Source organism: Cryptosporangium japonicum (assembly GCF_039524755.1).
GTDB lineage: Bacteria > Actinomycetota > Actinomycetes > Mycobacteriales > Cryptosporangiaceae > Cryptosporangium > Cryptosporangium japonicum.
The window spans coordinates 218,865-235,425 of record NZ_BAAAGX010000010.1; the positions used below are offsets into that span (position 1 = coordinate 218,865).

General features: G+C 72.9%; 15 protein-coding genes. 7 read left to right on the top strand and 8 right to left on the bottom strand.

The window, feature by feature from the left end; genetic code table 11:
- Positions 1-83: 83 nt before the first annotated feature.
- Positions 84-1,673: a methyl-accepting chemotaxis protein gene (locus ABD437_RS13925; RefSeq protein ID WP_344649463.1), complete on the top strand. Its 1,590-nt coding sequence runs from the start codon at positions 84-86 to the stop codon at positions 1,671-1,673.
- On the opposite strand, the gene ABD437_RS13930 is transcribed toward ABD437_RS13925, so the two are convergent.
- Both ABD437_RS13930 and ABD437_RS13935 read right to left on the bottom strand, forming a co-directional pair.
- Positions 1,654-2,679, bottom strand: a complete 1,026-nt coding sequence (locus ABD437_RS13930) for an amidohydrolase family protein (RefSeq protein WP_344649222.1) — start codon at positions 2,677-2,679, stop codon at positions 1,654-1,656. The genes ABD437_RS13925 and ABD437_RS13930 overlap by 20 nt on opposite strands.
- 36 nt (positions 2,680-2,715) lie before the next feature.
- The gene (locus tag ABD437_RS13935) at positions 2,716-3,720 is read right to left on the bottom strand and encodes a molybdopterin-dependent oxidoreductase (RefSeq protein WP_344649223.1); all 1,005 of its coding nucleotides are present in this window, start codon (positions 3,718-3,720) and stop codon (positions 2,716-2,718) included.
- 214 nt (positions 3,721-3,934) lie between these two features.
- Between ABD437_RS13935 and ABD437_RS13940 the strand changes: the two genes are divergently transcribed.
- Positions 3,935-4,864 carry a TerC family protein gene (locus tag ABD437_RS13940; RefSeq protein ID WP_344649224.1) on the top strand — a complete coding sequence of 310 codons (930 nt, stop codon included), beginning with the start codon at positions 3,935-3,937 and terminating at the stop codon, positions 4,862-4,864.
- 39 nt (positions 4,865-4,903) lie between these two features.
- On the top strand, positions 4,904-5,188 hold the full coding sequence (locus ABD437_RS13945) for a helix-turn-helix transcriptional regulator (RefSeq protein WP_344649225.1): 285 nt from the start codon (positions 4,904-4,906) through the stop codon (positions 5,186-5,188).
- Here ABD437_RS13945 and ABD437_RS13950 read toward each other — a convergent pair.
- The 6 genes from ABD437_RS13950 to ABD437_RS13975 form a co-directional block, all read right to left on the bottom strand.
- Complete coding sequence (locus tag ABD437_RS13950) at positions 5,185-5,622, bottom strand: S24/S26 family peptidase (protein ID WP_344649226.1); 438 nt, start codon at positions 5,620-5,622, stop codon at positions 5,185-5,187. The two genes, ABD437_RS13945 and ABD437_RS13950, sit on opposite strands and share 4 nt — an antisense overlap.
- Positions 5,619-7,427 carry an ABC transporter ATP-binding protein gene (locus tag ABD437_RS13955; protein ID WP_344649464.1) on the bottom strand — a complete coding sequence of 603 codons (1,809 nt, stop codon included), beginning with the start codon at positions 7,425-7,427 and terminating at the stop codon, positions 5,619-5,621. Before ABD437_RS13955 ends, ABD437_RS13950 begins: the two co-directional genes overlap by 4 nt.
- A gap of 5 nt (positions 7,428-7,432) precedes the next feature.
- Complete coding sequence (locus tag ABD437_RS13960; RefSeq protein WP_344649227.1) at positions 7,433-7,972, bottom strand: TlpA family protein disulfide reductase; 540 nt, start codon at positions 7,970-7,972, stop codon at positions 7,433-7,435.
- 1 nt (position 7,973) lies between these two features.
- Positions 7,974-8,519: a MauE/DoxX family redox-associated membrane protein gene (locus ABD437_RS13965; RefSeq protein WP_344649228.1), complete on the bottom strand. Its 546-nt coding sequence runs from the start codon at positions 8,517-8,519 to the stop codon at positions 7,974-7,976.
- Between the two features lie 61 nt (positions 8,520-8,580).
- A complete protein-coding gene (locus tag ABD437_RS13970; RefSeq protein WP_344649229.1) occupies positions 8,581-8,754 on the bottom strand; it encodes a hypothetical protein in 174 nt (57 codons plus the stop codon).
- Positions 8,755-8,853: 99 nt separating this feature from the next.
- Complete coding sequence (locus tag ABD437_RS13975; protein ID WP_344649230.1) at positions 8,854-11,904, bottom strand: AfsR/SARP family transcriptional regulator; 3,051 nt, start codon at positions 11,902-11,904, stop codon at positions 8,854-8,856.
- Between the two features lie 293 nt (positions 11,905-12,197).
- On the opposite strand from ABD437_RS13975, the gene ABD437_RS13980 reads away from it, so the two are divergent.
- From ABD437_RS13980 to kdpC, 4 genes are read left to right on the top strand one after another with little or no spacing between them, the layout of a single operon-like run.
- Positions 12,198-12,287, top strand: a complete 90-nt coding sequence (locus tag ABD437_RS13980; RefSeq protein ID WP_344649231.1) for a potassium-transporting ATPase subunit F — start codon at positions 12,198-12,200, stop codon at positions 12,285-12,287.
- Complete coding sequence (kdpA, locus tag ABD437_RS13985) at positions 12,287-13,945, top strand: potassium-transporting ATPase subunit KdpA (protein ID WP_344649232.1); 1,659 nt, start codon at positions 12,287-12,289, stop codon at positions 13,943-13,945. Before ABD437_RS13980 ends, kdpA begins: the two co-directional genes overlap by 1 nt.
- On the top strand, positions 13,946-15,982 hold the full coding sequence (kdpB, locus tag ABD437_RS13990; protein ID WP_344649233.1) for a potassium-transporting ATPase subunit KdpB: 2,037 nt from the start codon (positions 13,946-13,948) through the stop codon (positions 15,980-15,982).
- Between the two features lie 9 nt (positions 15,983-15,991).
- Entirely contained in the window at positions 15,992-16,561 is a 570-nt protein-coding gene (kdpC, locus tag ABD437_RS13995) for a potassium-transporting ATPase subunit KdpC (protein ID WP_344649234.1), read from the top strand.

Here is a 16,561-nt window from a genome sequence, read left to right on the forward strand (position 1 = left end):
TCCGGGTGTCACTGCCAATCAGCTGTCCAGAGACCGCTCCGAGCGGCCGGGGACACAGCGGTGAGGTGGAGACGTTGACCAGAGTGTTCAGCGACGCCCGGGTGAGCACCAAGATCATCCTGACCGTGGCGGTGATCGCGGTGGTGGCCGCGGTCATCGGCTCGGTCGCGTGGTCCCGGATGAGCAGCCTGGACGACCGGGTACAGGGGCTGACGAGCAAGAACATCGCCCGGCAGGCGAGCCTGCTCGAGCTGCGCGACGGCATCTCCGACATGTACCGCGCGCTCTACCTCTACCAGGTCACCAACGGGACGGACAAAGCCGGCTTCAAGGCCGAGGTACCGAAGGCCCAGAGCGAGGTGGACGCCGCGCTGGAGCACTACCGGTCGACGCCGGATCCGCGCTCCGACTGGCAGAAGCAGGTGACCGCGTTCGGTGACGCCTGGACGCTGTACAAGGCGCTCGTCAACAGCCTGACCTTCCAGCAGGCGCCGCCGGCCGGCGTGACGCTCCCGGCCACGATCCCCGAGCAGATCACCGCGTGGAACCAGGCCGAGGACACGATGAACAGCTCGGTGGACGAGCTCATGACGCTGGAGCGCGCCGGCGCCAAGAAGGCGGGCACGTCCGCCCACGAGGAGGCCGCGTCGGCCCAGACGCTGATCGCGATCCTGCTCGTGATCGGGCTGGTCGTGGCGATGGCGCTGGCGGTGCTGGTCGGCCGCGGCGTCTCCCGGCGCCTCTCGGCCGTCCGGACCGTGCTGGACGCGGTCGCCGACGGTGACCTCACCCGCCACGCCGACGCCACCGGGCGCGACGAGGTGGGGATGATGGCCACGGCGGTGAACCGGGCGACCGAGTCGATCCGCCAGACCGTCGCCGCGCTGTCGAGCTCGGCCCGGTCGCTCGGCGACTCCTCCCAGCAGCTCTCGGCCTCGGCCGAGGCCATCGCCGGCAACGCGCACGAGACGTCGTCGCAGACCAGCGTGCTCGCCTCGGCGTCGGAGGACGTGTCGCGCAGTGTCCAGACGGTCGCGGCCGGCACCGAGGAGATGGGCTCGGCGATCCGCGAGATCTCCCAGTCGGCGAACGACGCCGCCGGGGTGGCGTCGCAGGCGGTGACCGCGGCCGCGGCGACGAACGCGACGGTGGCCAAGCTCGGTGAGTCGTCGGTGGAGATCGGCAACGTGGTCAAGGTGATCACGTCGATCGCCGAGCAGACCAACCTGCTGGCGCTCAACGCGACGATCGAGGCGGCGCGGGCCGGTGAGGCGGGTAAGGGCTTCGCGGTGGTCGCGAACGAGGTCAAGGACCTCGCCCAGGAGACCGCGAAAGCGACCGAGGACATCTCCCGGCGCGTCGAGACCATTCAGGCCGACACCGACTCGGCGGTCTCCGCGATCGAGCAGATCTCCGGGATCATCGCGCAGATCAACGACTACCAGATGACGATCGCGTCGGCGGTCGAAGAGCAGACCGCGACGACGAACGAGATGAGCCGCTCGATCATGGAGGCCTCCACCGGCTCGACGAGCATCGCCGACAACATCGCGACCGTCGCCGCGGCCGCGCAGACCACGACCACGACGGTCGCGGAGACCCGGCGCTCGGCCGAGGAACTCGCCCGGATGTCCGCCGACCTCCAGTCCCTGGTCAACCGTTTCCGGGTCTGACCGCCGGCACGGCGTCGAGACGGGGGTAGACCCGGCGCGCGTTGCCCTCGTACACCAGCCGCCGGTCGTGGTCGCTGAGCGGCACCGCGTCCACGTACCGGCGGGTGTCGTCGAAGTACCGGCCGGTCTCCGGGTCGATGCCGCGTACCGCGCCGACCGCCTCGGAGCCGAACAGGATGTTGGGCACGTCGATGACACCGAACAGCAGGTCGATGCCCGGCTGGTGGTAGACGCAGGTGTCGAAGAAGACGTTGCCCAGCACCGACTCCGACGGCGACGGCCGGCCGAGCATGTCGGCCAGGCCGCGGAACCGCCCCCAGTGGTAGGGCACCGCTCCCCCGCCGTGCGGGATCACGAACCGCAGCTCGGGGAAGTCGGTGAACACCTCGCCCGTCAGGAACTGCATGAACGCGGTCGTGTCGGCGTTGAGGTAGTGCGACCCGGTGGCGTGGAAGTTCGGGTTGGTCACCGCGGACACGTGCACCATCGCCGGGACGTCGAGCTCGACCATCGCCTCGTAGAGCGGGTACCAGCTCCGGTCGGTCAGCGGCGGCGACGTCCAGTGGCCGCCGCTCGGGTCGGGGTTGAGGTTGCAGCCCACGAAGCCCAGCTCGAGCACGCAGCGGCGCAGCTCGGCCACGGAGTTCGCGATCGGCACGCCCGGCGACTGCGGCAGCTGACCGACGCCGGCGAAGTGCTCCGGGAACAGCTGGACGACACGCGCGACGAGGTCGTTGCTGACCCGGGCCCAGTCCGCGCTGACCGTCTCGTCGCCGACGTGGTGGCCCATCGCCGAGGCCCGCGGCGAGAACAGCGTCAGGTCGATCCCGCGCTCGGCCATCAGCGGTAACTGGTTGCCCTCGATCGTCTCGCGGATCTCGTCGTCGGTGATCGCGGGGTAGGGCGGCGGGCGGCGGCCGTCGTCGAAGGCCGCGCGCTGGGCCTCCCGCCAGGAGGTGTGCGCCGCGGGGGCGGTCGTGTAGTGACCGTGGCAGTCGATGATCACCGGCGCCCTCCCCCTGCCCACGAGATTGTTGACAAACTAGCTGAGCGGGAACACCGACTGGGCCCACGGCGGCCGGCTCGACGGCTGGATCGAGGTCACCCACTTCACCCACCAGAACCCGCGCCGGCCCGGCGCCGCGATCCGGGCCGGGAAGCCGTGGCCGACGCTCAGCGGCCGGCCGCCGACCGCGGTGACCAGCCACACGTCGTCGAGCGTGTCGGCGCCGAACCAGCGCGCGTAGCCGGTCACCGACCGCACCTCGACGCTCCGGCCGGGCACGACGTCGGCGGCGGCCAGCAACGCGCTCAGCCGCACGCCGTCCCACACCTGGCTGCTGTACCAGCCGCTGGTGCAGTCGAGCACCGCGGTGAACCGCTCGTGCGGCAACGCCAGCACCTGGTCCCGGTCGAACCCGGCGGTCCCCACCCGCAGGCGCCACTGCCCGGCGTCGACGCGCTGGATCCCGTCGTTGATCCACGACGTGACCTCGAGCTCCGGCTTGGGCACCGAGCCGGTGAAGCGCCGGCCGGTCGCCGCCCAGGTGTCCCAGGCCGCGGTGGCCAGCCCCGCGCCGGCGCCGAGCACGGCCAGTCGCAGCAGCGCCCGGCGGTCGACGTCGGTGCGTCGCGGGCGCACCCAGTGGCCGAGGAAGTGCGCCAGCACCGCGGCCACGGCCCCGATCGCGGCCCCGACGTGGATCTGCATCAGCGTCAGCGGCCCGACGTACTCGACCCGGCCGGTGGAGTGCAGCAGGCCGCTGCCGATCGTGACCAGCACCAGGACCAGCAGGACGAGCGAGAGCGCCTTGACCGGCCGCCGCTGCCGCGGGTTGCCCAGGCCGCGGCGGATCACCACCGACTTCCACGGCGCCAGCAGCAGGATCGCGAGCGCACCGGCCGCGTGCAGCTGGATGAGGTCGAGCGGCCAGTTCACGCCGATCGTGTTGGCGCCCAGCCCGGTGAGCACGCCGGCGACGAGCAGCAGGCCGAGCACGAGGTCCACCCGCCGCCCGCCCTGCCGGGCCCGGAAAGTCACGCGCATGCGCCGAACGCTAACGCGCTCGACGTACGACATTCTTGTCGTGTATTCTGGTTCGTAGATGGGGAGTACCCGAGGCACCACGCGTTCGCCGTCATGACGGGCCCGGCCGATCCGGGCCCCGGTGGACCGGCCGCCGCGACCGGCGGCCCGGGGAGACCGTCGACCGCATCGCTGACCGGCCGCGCCGGTCAGCCGGTCGAGAGGGCTCCGGTTCATGACAGTTCCGTGGTGGGCGTGGGTCGCGGTGATGACCGCGGTGGCGGCGATGCTGGCCGTCGACTTGTTCCTGCACCGCGACAACCACGTCGTCGGCTTCCGCGAGGCCGTGATCTGGTCCGGCATCTGGATCGCCGCCGGGCTCGCGTTCGGTGCCGTGCTGTGGTGGTGGCAGGGCGGTGAGGTCGCCGGCACCTACTACGCCGGGTACCTCATCGAGAAGGCGCTGTCGATCGACAACGTCTTCGTCTTCGCGTTGATCTTCACGTTCTTCGCCGTGCCGGAGACCGTGCAGCACAAGGTGCTGTTCTGGGGGGTCATCGGCGCGCTGGTGTTCCGGCTGGCCTTCATCTTCGTCGGCGCGGAACTGCTCGAGACGTTCTTCTGGACCGCCTACGTCTTCGGCGCGTTCCTGGTCTGGACCGGTTACACGATGGCGTTCCGGCACGGCGAGGAGACCCCGCCCGACCGCAACCCCGTGGTCCGCCTGGTGCGTCGGATCGTGCCGACCGACGCCCGCTACCACGGTGACCGTTTCTTCACCCGGGTCGACGGCAAGCGCGTCGCCACGCTGCTCTTCGTCGTCCTGATCGCGGTCGAGGCGTCGGACCTGATCTTCGCGATCGACTCGGTCGCCGCCATCCTCGCGATCACGACGAGCACGTTCGTCGTCTGGACGGCGAACGCGTTCGCGATCCTTGGGCTGCGCAGTCTGTACTTCTGCCTGGCCGGGCTGCTCCGCCGCTTCGTGCACCTGCACTACGGCCTCGCGCTGCTCCTCGCGTTCGCCGGCGTGAAGCTGATCCTGTCCGAGACCCCGGTCGGCAAACTGCCGATCCCGGTGACGCTCGGCGTGATCGTGCTGACGATCGGCGCGTCGATCGTCTCCAGCCTCCACGCCACCCGCCGAAGCGCCGGGCCCCGGTAAACTCGTCCGACGGACAACAGCGGTCAGCCGGGGAAGGTCATGCCTGAGTGGACGTTCCTCACCAACCACGCCCACGTGCTGCTGTGCATCGCCCGCGATCCCGGCATCCGCTTCCGTGACCTCGCCGGTCAGGTCGGCATCACCGAACGCGCCGCCCAGCGCATCGTCGCCGACCTGGCCCGGGCCGGGTACGTCACCACCACCCGCGACGGGCGGCGCAACCACTACCAGCTCGACCCGTCGCTGCCGCTGCGCCACCCGCTGGAGCACCGGCACCTGATCGGCGAGCTCCTCGACATCCTCCGCGATCCCCCGACGCCCTAACCGAGGTGGCGGACGACGACGCCGAGCACGTTGCGGCCGGCGAAGTAGCCCAGCTGGCGGGAGTCGACGCCGGCCGGGTTGTCGGCCGCGACCACGAGGCAGTCCGGCGGCGTGACGTCGTCGGCCGACGCGTGCACCCGGAACGTGTCGCTGCGCGGCACCGGGTCGCCGGGGAGCGCGACCAGGCGCTTGACCATCCACAGCGGGTTGTCCAGCGCCGGCGGGCCGACCGGGCGGCCCGCGGCCACCACGATCACCTGCCCGACCCGCAGCGCGCCGACGCCGGCCCGGCGGACCAGCAGCCGGTCACCCCGGTGGTAGGTGGGTTCCATGCTCACCCCGGTGACCGTCACCACCGCCAGCGTCCGCCGGACGACGCCGACGCCCGCGCCGACCAGCAGGACGAGGACCAGCACCACCGCGGCGATCGTCACGGCGCCGCCACCGGTTCCTCCGCGTACCCGGCGGCCTGCAGCCGGAACAGGCGGGCGTACACCCCGTCGGCCGCGAGCAGCTCGGCGTGCGTCCCCTGTTCGGCCAGCTCACCCTGGTCGAGGACGAGGATGCGGTCGGCGTCGCGGAGCGAGCCCATCCGGTGCGAGATCAGCAGGCTGGTCCGCCCGGCGCGGTGGCTCCGCAGCCCGGCGTGGATCTGGTACTCGGCCTCGGCGTCGAGGCCGGCCGACGGCTCGTCGAGGATCATCAGGTCACGGTGGTCGCGCAGGAACGCGCGGGCGACCGCGACCCGCTGCCACTGCCCGCCGGACAGGACGACGCCGGTCGACGGGTCCTCCCGGTCGGCTTCGGTGAAGAACATCCGGGAGAGCAGCGTGCGGTACCCGGCGGGCAGGCCGGCCAGCTCCGCGTCGACGCCGGCGCGCCGGGCCGCCGCCCGGATGCGCTCCTGGTCGTCGAGCCCGGTCAGGTCACCGAGGCCGATGTTCTCCGCCGCGGTGAGGTCGTACTCCACGAAGTCCTGGAACACCGCGGTGATGCGTTCGCGCAGCGCGGCCGGGTCGAGCTCGCGGAGGTCGACGCCGTCCCAGTGGATCGTGCCGCGCTCCGGATCGTAGAACCGGCAGAGCAGCTTGATCAGCGTGCTCTTGCCCGACCCGTTCCGCCCGACCAGCGCGGTCGCCCGGTCCGGCGGGATCGTCAGCGTGACCCCGCGCAGCACCCAGGGCGCGTCCGGGCCGTAGCGGAACCAGACGTCGCGCAGCTCGATCCCCCGGGTCAGCGCGGGTACCGGCGTGGGCCGCGACGCCACCGGCAGGTCGGGCCCGGCGGTCACCACGGTGCGGAGGTGACCGAACATCAGCAGCTGGTGGTGGAGCTGGGCGAGCTGGTTGATCGCTCCGGCCAGCGCGCTCTGCACCCCGGCGATCGCCAGCAGGAACAGCGACACGTCGCCGATCGACAGGCTGCCCGAGCGGGCCGCGCGCACGGCCCACACCAGGCCGCCGCCCGCGACGACCGCGCCGAACAGCGCCAGGCCGCCCTGGGTGAGCAGGTCCCGGCGGTCGATCCGGCGCCGGGCGTCGTCCGCGGTGCGGCGTTCGGTGAGCATCCGGGTGCGCAGGAACGCCGCGATGCCGAAGAGCCGGATCTCCTTCGCCGCGTCGCTGCTGGTCAGCAGGTTCCGGTAGAACAGCTCCCGACGTTCGACCGGGCTGATGTCGAACGTCATGTCGGCGCGGGCGCGGGAGAGCCGGAACTCCGCGACGAGCGTGGGGACGGCCGCGACCAGCACCACGGCGGTCATCACCGGGCTGAGCACCAGCAGCGACCCGACGAACCCGCCGAGGGCCAGCAGCGAGCGCACCGAGGCCAGTCCGCTGCCGACGACGGCACCCGCGGCCCGCTCCCCCTCGCCGGCCAGCTGGAGCCGGTCGAGGAAACGCGGGTCCTCGAAGCGGCCCAGCCCGACGAAGCGCCCGACGGCGGTGTGCAGCCGTTCCGCGCTGGCCAGGTTCGCCGCTCGCCCCACCTCGGCCTGCAGGTACTGCTCGAGCTGGGGCAGCGTCGCGGTGGCGATGCCGGCCACCGCCAGCGCGACCGCCACCGCGACCAGCTCACCCAGCGGCGCGGCCGTCGCGACCCGGTCGATCGTGCCGCGGGTGGCCCAGGCGGCGCCGACCGGGGCCGCGGCGCCGGCCAGCGCGACGAGCGTCAGCAGCACGACCGGGCGACGCGCGGACCGCCAGGCGATCCCCGCGGCCATCCCGGCCGCCGCGCGCACGCCGGTCAATGCGCCGGCACCGGGGCGGGGAGCGCGGCGACGTCCCCGCCGCTGACCGTGACCCGGCCGGCGGCGTCGACGATCACGACGCCCGGGAACGCGCGCGCCGCGAACGCGGGGACGACGACCGTGCGTCCCGGCGGGTCGGTGACGACCCGGGCCACCGGCGAGAGCAGCGACACGTACCGTCCGGCGTCGCCGGGCATCGCCTCCACCACCGCGACGACCCGCTCCGCGCCGCCGGGGAAACCGGCCGCGTACTCGACGAACTCCGGCAGGAGGTCCTCGCACGCCGGGCAGCCGGGGCTGAAGAAGCCCACCAGCGTGTCGCCGGTGAGCGACTCCTTCGACCAGGTCGCGCCCTCGACGTCGGTCACCGCGAAGTCGTCGACGACGGTGCCGACCGGCGGCATCGGCTGGTCGAACGCGGTGCGGTGGTGGTCGGCCGACTGCGTCCGCAGACGCTTGAGCACCGCGGTCAACAGCATCAGGTTGACCAGTCCCAGCAGGCCGACGGCGACGACGGCGGCAACGAGGTACGGCATGTCAGGTCCTATCCACTGCTACGGAGCCGGGCGTGAGGAGATCGGCGACGTCGTCGAAGGAGATCGTGAGAACGGCGAGTACCAGGGCGCCGAAGGCGGCGATCGCCACACCGGCCGGGTGCGCTCCGTCCAGCGGCGCGGGTACCGCGGCCGCCGCGGCGGCACCACCGGTCGCGAGGACGGCGAGCAGGCCGTTGCGCACCGCCGCCGCGACGCCCAGCGGACGGGCGGAGGCACCGAAGCAGCGGCACGGCGCGGTGACCCCGCGGCGGACCGCGCCGAGGATCGCGACGCCGAACGCGCCCAGCAGGGCCGCCCCGAGCACCAGCCCGGCCACCGGCACGACCGGGAGCGTCGCGACGACGACGAGTTCGGCGACGACCACGAGGAGGGCCGCCGGCCGCGCCGCGCGGAACCGGGGCGGCAGGAGGCGGCCGGTGGAGGCCACGAACGCCGCGTAGGCCGCCCGGCCACGCAGCTTGCTCACGGCGGAGACGGCGAAGACCACCCAGAGCGTCGCCGCGGCGACGAGGACGAGATAGCGCACAGCCCGGCCTTTCGGGGGTCCGGAGTGGACGGCCCGCCCACCGTGGTGGGCGGGCCGACGGTCAGCAGGTCTGGCAGCTACCGCAGCCCCACGGCTCGCAGACGCCCTGGATGCAGTCGCGGCGGCACAGCTTCGAGTAGGTGCTGGCGCAGTAAATGCACTTGGTCTGCATCGCCGCCGATGCGGTGGTCGACGGTGCGATGAGGGCCAGTAATCGATCGGCCAGACGGGTCATGTCCGCACTCCCCTTGATCGTCGGTGCAACCGGTGGCTCGATCGTAGGTTTGGCGCCGCACGCCGATCAACGGATGAAACCGCAGGTCAGCGACGTTCTTTACGCGTTCTCTACCGGATCTGCACGCGGCCGCGTTCCGATCACGACGGACAGTCGAGCGGCGTCGGACTCGTTGCCGAGCCGCCGGAAGATCTCCCGTGCGGTCAGCCCGGCGTCGCGGGCGGCGACCGGGTCACCGGCACGCAGCCAGGCCGACGCGAGGCCCGCGAGCGCCTTCGCCTCGGCCTGCAGGTTGCCCGCCTGCCGGTGCAGCGCGACCGCGTCGGTGAAGTGCGCCACCGCCCGGCGCGGGGCACCGGTGCGCAGCGCCAGCCGGCCGAGCCCGTCCAGCGCCATCGCCTCGCCGAAGTCCGACCGGCTGGCCGTGCTGAGCGCGAGGCCGCGGTCGAGCAGGCGCTGCGCGCGGGGGTCGCCGGACTCGACGTAGAGCCCACCCAGGTGCGCGCAGAGGAACGCGAGCTGCACCGGGTCGCCGGTCTCCTCGGCGATCGTGACCGCCTCGGCCAGCGCCGCCTCCGCCGGCCCCGGTTCGCCCCGGTCGCGGTGGGCGAGCCCGATCAGGCCGAGCAGCACGCTCACGTCCCGGGAGCTGCCGAGTTCCCGGGCGAGCGGAAGCGCGCGCCCGGCCGCCGCGATCGCGTCGGCCTGGCGTCCCTGCTGGCGGCGGAGGATGCCACGCAGCTGCCAGACGTGGACCTCGCCGAGGCGGTAGCCGACCCGGACGGCCGCCGCCAGGCTGGCGTCCAGGCACTCCTCGACCCGGTCGGTCGCGCCGAGCACGCGGTGGACGGTGGCGGCGAGGTAACCGGCGTCGGCCTCGCCCGGCGCGTGCCCGGCCGCGCGGAACAGCTCGAGCGCGCGCTCGGCGGAGGCCAGCTTCTCGCCGATGTCCGACCCCGGCTTCGAGGTGTAGAGGTCGGCGAGGTTGCGGCTCATCACCGCCTCCCCCAGCGTGTCGCCGGCGGCCCGGCACGCGTCCAGCGCCAGCCGGTGGACGCGGCTGCCCTCCTCGGAGTAGTCGCGCAGCTCGTAGTAGGAGTGCGCGGCCGCGGCCAGCGGCCAGGCCAGGTCGGCCCGGCCGAGCGCGGCGCTGCGCGCGACCAGTTCCCCGATCGACTCGCGCTCGGCGTCGAACCAGGCGAACGGGTCCCGGACGACGTCCAGCGCGACCGGCTCGGAGGACGTCGGCGACGGGATCGGGGCCAGGGTGCGGGCCGGCAGCCGGCCGGTCGCCCGCTCGGCGAGCGCGCACCACGCCCGCACCGCGCACTCCAGCACCGCGGCCGGGTCGAGGTCGGGGTCGGCCGCGGCGCGTTCGCGGGCGAACAACCGGACCAGGCCGTGGAACCGGTACCGGGCCCGGCCGCCGTCGTCCGGGCCGGCCGCGTCGAGGAGCCGGTGGTCGACCAGGGCCTCGACCGCCTCGTCGGCGGCGCGCTCGTCGACGTCGGCGACCAGGGCGACCGCCCAGGCCGGGAACGCGGTGACGTCGAGCACGGCCAGCCGCCGCAGGACGCGCCGCTGCCGGCTGCTCAGCAACGCGTACCCGGCCCCGATCCCGGCCCGGACGTCGAGGTCGTGCAGGCGCAGCTCGTCCAGCCGCCGCCGCTCGTCGGCGAGCCGCTCGACGAACCACTCCAGCGGCGTCTCCGGCGCGCTGGCGATCCGGGCCGCCATGATGCGCACGGCCAGCGGGAGCCGCCCGCACAGGTGGAGCAGGCGCCGCGCGGCGTCGAGCTGCCCGCGGACCCGGTCGGCGCCGACGACCCGTTCCAGCAGGGTCAGCGCCTCGTCCGGGGTGAACACCTCGAGCTCGACGAAGTGCGCGCCCTCCAGCGCGGAGAGGCGGGCCCGGCTGGTGACCAGCACCGCGCAGCCCGCTCCGCCGGGGAGCAGCGCGCGGATCCGGCGTTCGTCGGGCGCGTTCTCCAGCACGACGAGCACCCGGCGATCGGCGACGATGCTGCGCAGGAGCGCGGCCCGCTCGTCGGCGCGGTCGGGCACCGCGGACCCCGGCACCCCGACCGCGCGCAGGAACATCGCGAGCACGTCGGCCGGCTCGGCCGACCGGTGCGTCTCCCCGGTCAGGTCCGCGTAGAGCTGCCCGTCCGGGTACCAGGCCCGCAGTCCGTGCATGAGCGTGACGGCGAGCGCGCTCTTGCCGACCCCGGCCCGCCCGGAGATCGCCACCACGCGCAGCGCCCGCGCCTCGGGCTCGGTGAGCACCGCCAGGCAGCGGGCCAGCTCGGCGTCGCGGCCGGTGAAGTCGGAGACGCCGGCCGGGGCCTGGGAGGGCGGCGACCAGCCCGCGCCCCGGCGGTCGGGCCGGGGGTGCGGAGCGGGGACGTCCTCGGCCGCGAGGATCATCCGGTGCGCCGCGCGCAGCTCCGGCCCCGGATCGATGCCCCGCTGCTCGACGAGGCGTTTGTGCGCGGCCAGGTAGACGTCGAGCGCCTCGGCCCGCCGCCCGGCGGCGTGCAGCGCACGCATCCACTGCGCCAGCAGCCGTTCCCGGGTGGGGTGCTCGGTGACCAGCCGGCGCAGGTCACCGAGCACCTCGGTGTGGCGCGAACACGTGAGCTCGGCCTCGATCCGCGCCTCGACCGCGACCAGCCGGCGTTCCTCCACCCCCTCGACGAACGCGGTGAGCGTCCGCGTGCGCGGGACGTCGGCGCAGGCCGGGCCGCGGTGCAGGGCGAGCGCGTCGGCGAGCAGCAGTGCGGCGCCCTCCGGGTCGCCGCGCCGCAGCGCGGTCGCGCCCCGGGCGCAGAGCGCGTCGAACAGGTCGACGTCGACCGCGTCCGGCGGGAGGTCGAGCCGGTAGCCCCCACCGCTGCCGACGATGACCCGCGCACCGTCGGCGCCGAACGCCCGGCGCAGCGCGGACACGTAGCCGCGGACCAACGTCCCCGCCGACGCCGGCGGACGGCCGTCCCAGACCTCGTCGGCCAGCCGCCCGGCCGGGACGTGCTCGCCCCGGTGGCGGACCAGGACGGCGAGCAGGGCCCGCGCCCTGGCACCGCGGACCGGACGCCACTGGTCGCCGCCGCGCACCTCCAGTGAACCCAGGCAGCGGCACCGCAGGATCATCCGACCACCCTCCGCATCGGACCGAGCACTCCGCCAGCATCCAGTACCGGCGCCAGTGGGGCGTGCGGGCCGGGTGGGTGTCAAGGAACCGTCAAGAAACCCGCCGCGGCTGTTAGGGCGGTGTCAACGGCGGCGGCGGGGGCCGTTTCTGCGCGTTCACTCACCGGTGGGCATCGAGACCGCTGCCCGACCTACCGGACCTGGAGTGTCCCCATGCTTGACCTGGCCTTCGTGGCCCTCGTCGTCGCGTTCTTCGCGCTCGCGGCCCTCGTCGCCCGAGGGGTGGAACGGCTGTGAGCGCCGAGAACGTCGTGGGCTTGATCGCGTCGGTGCTGCTGATCGGCTACCTGCTGGTCGCGCTGGTGCTTCCGGAGAAGTTCTGATGAGCGACGTCGCAGCCGGGCTGCTCCAACTCCTCGCGCTCGTCGTCGCGCTGGGGGTCGCCTGGAAGTACCTCGGCGACTACCTGGCGCGGGTCTACGAGTCGCCGAAGCACTACCGGGTGGAACGACTGGTCTACCGGCTCGCCGGGGTCGACCCGGACGCCGACCAGCGCTGGCCGGTGTACCTGCGCGGCGTGCTGGCGTTCTCCGCGGTCGGTGTCGTCGGCCTCTACGCGCTGCAGCGGCTCCAGGGGCATCTGCCCTGGAGCCTCGGGTTCGGCGGCGTCGACCCGGCGCTGGCGTTCAACACCGCGGCGAGCTTCGTCGCGAACACGAACTGGCAGGCCTACTCGGGTGAAGCCGTGATGGGTCACCTGGTGCAGATGGCCGGGCTGGCCGTGCAGAACTTCGTCTCCGCGGCCGTCGGCCTGGCCGTCGCGGTGGCGCTGATCCGGGGGTTCACGCGCAAGGGCACCGACCGGCTCGGCAACTTCTGGGTCGATCTGTTCCGCGGCAGCTTCCGGATCCTGCTGCCGATCGCGGTGCTCGGCACGCTCGTGCTCGTCGCCTCGGGCGTGGTGCAGAACCTGGCCTCGCCGCACGAGGTGAGCACGCTCGCGGGCGGCTCGCAGACGGTCACCGGCGGCCCGGTCGCCTCCCAGGAGGCGATCAAGGAGCTCGGCACCAACGGCGGTGGCTTCTACAACGCGAACTCCGCGCACCCGTTCGAGAACCCGAACGCGTTCAGCAACTGGTTCGAGATCTTCCTGATCCTGCTGATCCCGGTCGCGATCACCCGGGCGTTCGGGCGGATGATCGGCGACCGCCGCCAGGGCCTGGCGATCCTCGGCGTCATGACGACGATCTTCGCCGGCATGCTGGCGATCGTCTGGTCGTTCGAGGCCCGCCACCCCGGGCTGGCCTCGCAGCTGGCCGGCACCGCGATGGAGGGCAAGGAGACCCGCTTCGGCGTCCCCGGCTCGGCGCTGTTCGCGGTCGCCACCACCGGCACGTCGACCGGCGCGGTCAACTCGTTCCACGACTCGTACTCCGCGCTCGGCGGTGGTGCGGTCCTGCTGAACATGCTGCTCGGCGAGATCGCGCCCGGCGGCGTCGGGTCCGGCCTCTACGGCATCCTGATCATGGCGATCCTCGCGGTGTTCATCGCCGGCCTGATGGTCGGGCGCACCCCCGAGTACCTGGGCAAGAAGATCCAGAGCCGGGAGATCAAGCTCGTCTCGCTCTACATCCTGGCGACGCCGATGGCGGTGCTGGTCGGCACCGGCCTGGCGATGGCGTTCGAATCCACGCGCGGCTCGATGCTCAACTCCGGCCCGCACGGGTTCTCCGAGGTCTTCTACGCGTTCGCCTCCGGGGGCAACAACAACGGCAGCGCGTTCGCCGGCCTGTCGGCGAACACGCCGTTCTACAACACCGCGATCGGCCTGGCCATGCTCGTCGGACGCTTCCTGCCGATGATCTTCGCCCTCGCGCTGGCCGGTTCACTGGCCCGGCAGCAGCCGGTGCCGGTCACCGCGGGCACGCTGCCCACCCACCGGACGCTCTTCGTCGGCCTGCTGGTCGGCGTGATCCTCATCGTCACCGGCCTCACCTACTTCCCCGCTCTTTCTCTCGGCCCGCTCGCGGAGGGGCTCTAAATGACCACCACACTCGATCAACCCCCGGTGCAGACCCCCGGCCCGGAACCCCGCCGCGTCCAGAGCGGTCTGCTCGACCCGAAACTGCTGCTCACGTCGCTCCCGGGAGCGGTGAAGAAGCTCGACCCCCGGGTCATGGTGCGCACGCCGGTCATGTTCGTCGTCGAGGTCGGCTCGGTCGTCTCGACCGTGTTCGCGATCGTCGACCCGAGCGTCTTCTCGATCGTCGTCGCGGTCTGGCTCTGGCTCACCGTGGTGTTCGCGAACCTCGCCGAGGCCGTCGCCGAGGGACGCGGCAAGGCCCAGGCCGAGACGCTGCGCCGCACCAAGACCGAGACGGTGGCGCGCCGGGTGACCGGCGAGGAGGTCCCGGCGACCGCGCTGGTCCCCGGTGACCTGGTCGTCGTCGAGGCCGGGCAGCTCATCCCCGGCGACGGCGACGTCGTCGAGGGCGTCGCGAGCGTCGACGAGTCGGCGATCACCGGGGAGTCCGCGCCGGTGATCCGGGAGTCCGGTGGCGACCGCAGCGCGGTCACCGGCGGCACCCGGGTGCTCTCCGACCGGATCGTCGTCAAGATCACCGCGAAGGCCGGCGAGAGCTTCATCGACCGGATGATCGCGCTGGTCGAAGGCGCGTCCCGGCAGAAGACGCCGAACGAGATCGCGCTCAACATCCTGCTCGCCAGCCTCACGATCGTGTTCCTGCTGGCCGTGGCCACGCTGCAGCCGTTCGCCGCGTTCGCCGGCGCGTCCCAGCCGCTCATCGTGCTGGTCGCGTTGGTCGTCTGCCTCATCCCGACGACGATCGGCGCGCTGCTCTCGGCGATCGGCATCGCCGGCATGGACCGGCTCGTGCAGCGCAACGTGCTCGCGATGTCCGGCCGCGCGGTCGAGGCCGCGGGTGACGTCACCACGCTGCTGCTGGACAAGACCGGCACGATCACCCTGGGCAACCGGGAGGCCACCGAGTTCCTCGCGGTCGGCGGGGTGAGCCCGGCCGAGATCACCGGGGCCGCCCAGCTCTCCAGCCTGGCCGACGAGACGCCGGAGGGCCGCTCGATCGTGGCCCTGGCCGGAGGACACGTCGAGCCGCCGGCCGGTGTCGTGTTCGTGCCGTTCACCGCGGAGACCCGGATGTCCGGCGTCGACCTCGGCGACCGGCAGATCCGCAAGGGCGCGGCGAGCGCCGTGCTGAAGTGGATCGGCGGCTCCCCCTCGGCGGAGGTCGGGTCGATCGTCGACACGATCAGCGCGTCCGGGGGCACGCCGCTCGTCGTCGCCGAGAAGGTGGGCGACGGACCGGCCCGGGCGCTGGGCGTCATCCGGCTCAAGGACGTCGTCAAGAGCGGCATGAGGGAACGGTTCGACGAGCTGCGCCGGATGGGCATCCGCACGGTGATGATCACCGGCGACAACCCGCTCACCGCCAAGGCGATCGCCGACGAGGCCGGCGTCGACGACTTCCTCGCCGAGGCCACCCCCGAGGACAAGATGCGGCTGATCCGGGCCGAGCAGGAGGGCGGCAAGCTCGTCGCGATGACCGGCGACGGCACCAACGACGCCCCGGCGCTCGCGGCCGCCGACGTCGGCGTCGCGATGAACTCGGGCACGTCGGCCGCGAAGGAGGCCGGCAACATGGTCGACCTCGACTCCGACCCGACCAAGCTCATCGAGATCGTCGAGATCGGCAAGCAGCTGCTGATCACCCGGGGCGCGCTGACCACGTTCTCGATCGCCAACGACGTCGCCAAGTACTTCGCGATCATCCCGGCGATGTTCGTGACCGCCTACCCGAGCCTCGACACCCTCAACATCATGCGGCTGCACAGCCCGCAGTCCGCGATCGTCTCCGCGGTGATCTTCAACGCGCTGGTCATCGTCGCGCTGATCCCGCTCGCACTGCGCGGAGTGCGGTACACGCCTTCGTCGGCGTCGGCGATGCTGCGGCGCAACCTGCTCGTCTACGGACTGGGCGGGCTGATCGTGCCGTTCGTCGGGATCAAGCTCATCGACCTCGTCGTGCAGTTCGTCTTCTAAGGAATTCCGATGGCTTCACTCCGGCAGTACGGCGCCGCCCTGCGCGCGCTCCTCCTCTTCACCGTCGTCCTCGGCCTGGCGTACCCGCTGGTCATGACCGGTGTCTCCCAGGTCGCCTTCCACCACCAGGCCAACGGCTCGATGACCGCGCACGGCTCCACCCTGCTCGGCCAGTCCTTCACCGACGCCGACGGCAACCCGCTGCGCCAGTGGTTCCAGCCGCGCCCGTCGGCGGGCGGTTACGACCCGCTCGCCTCCGGCGCCTCCAACCTCGGCCCCAACGCCGAGGACCAGGTCAAGGCGGTCGAGGAGCGCCGGGCGCAGGTCGCCGAGTTCGACGGCGTCGCACCGGCCGACGTCGCACCGGACGCGCTGACCGCGTCCGGGAGCGGCCTCGACCCGCACATCAGCCCCGAGTACGCCCGGGAACAGGTCGCCCGGGTCGCCGACGCCCGCGGGCTGCCGGTCGACGAGGTGCGGAAGCTGGTCGACGAGCACACCCAGGGCCGCATCCTGGGCTTCCTCGGCGAGGACCGCGTCAACGTCCTCGCGCTGAACACCGCGCTGGCCGGGCTCTGA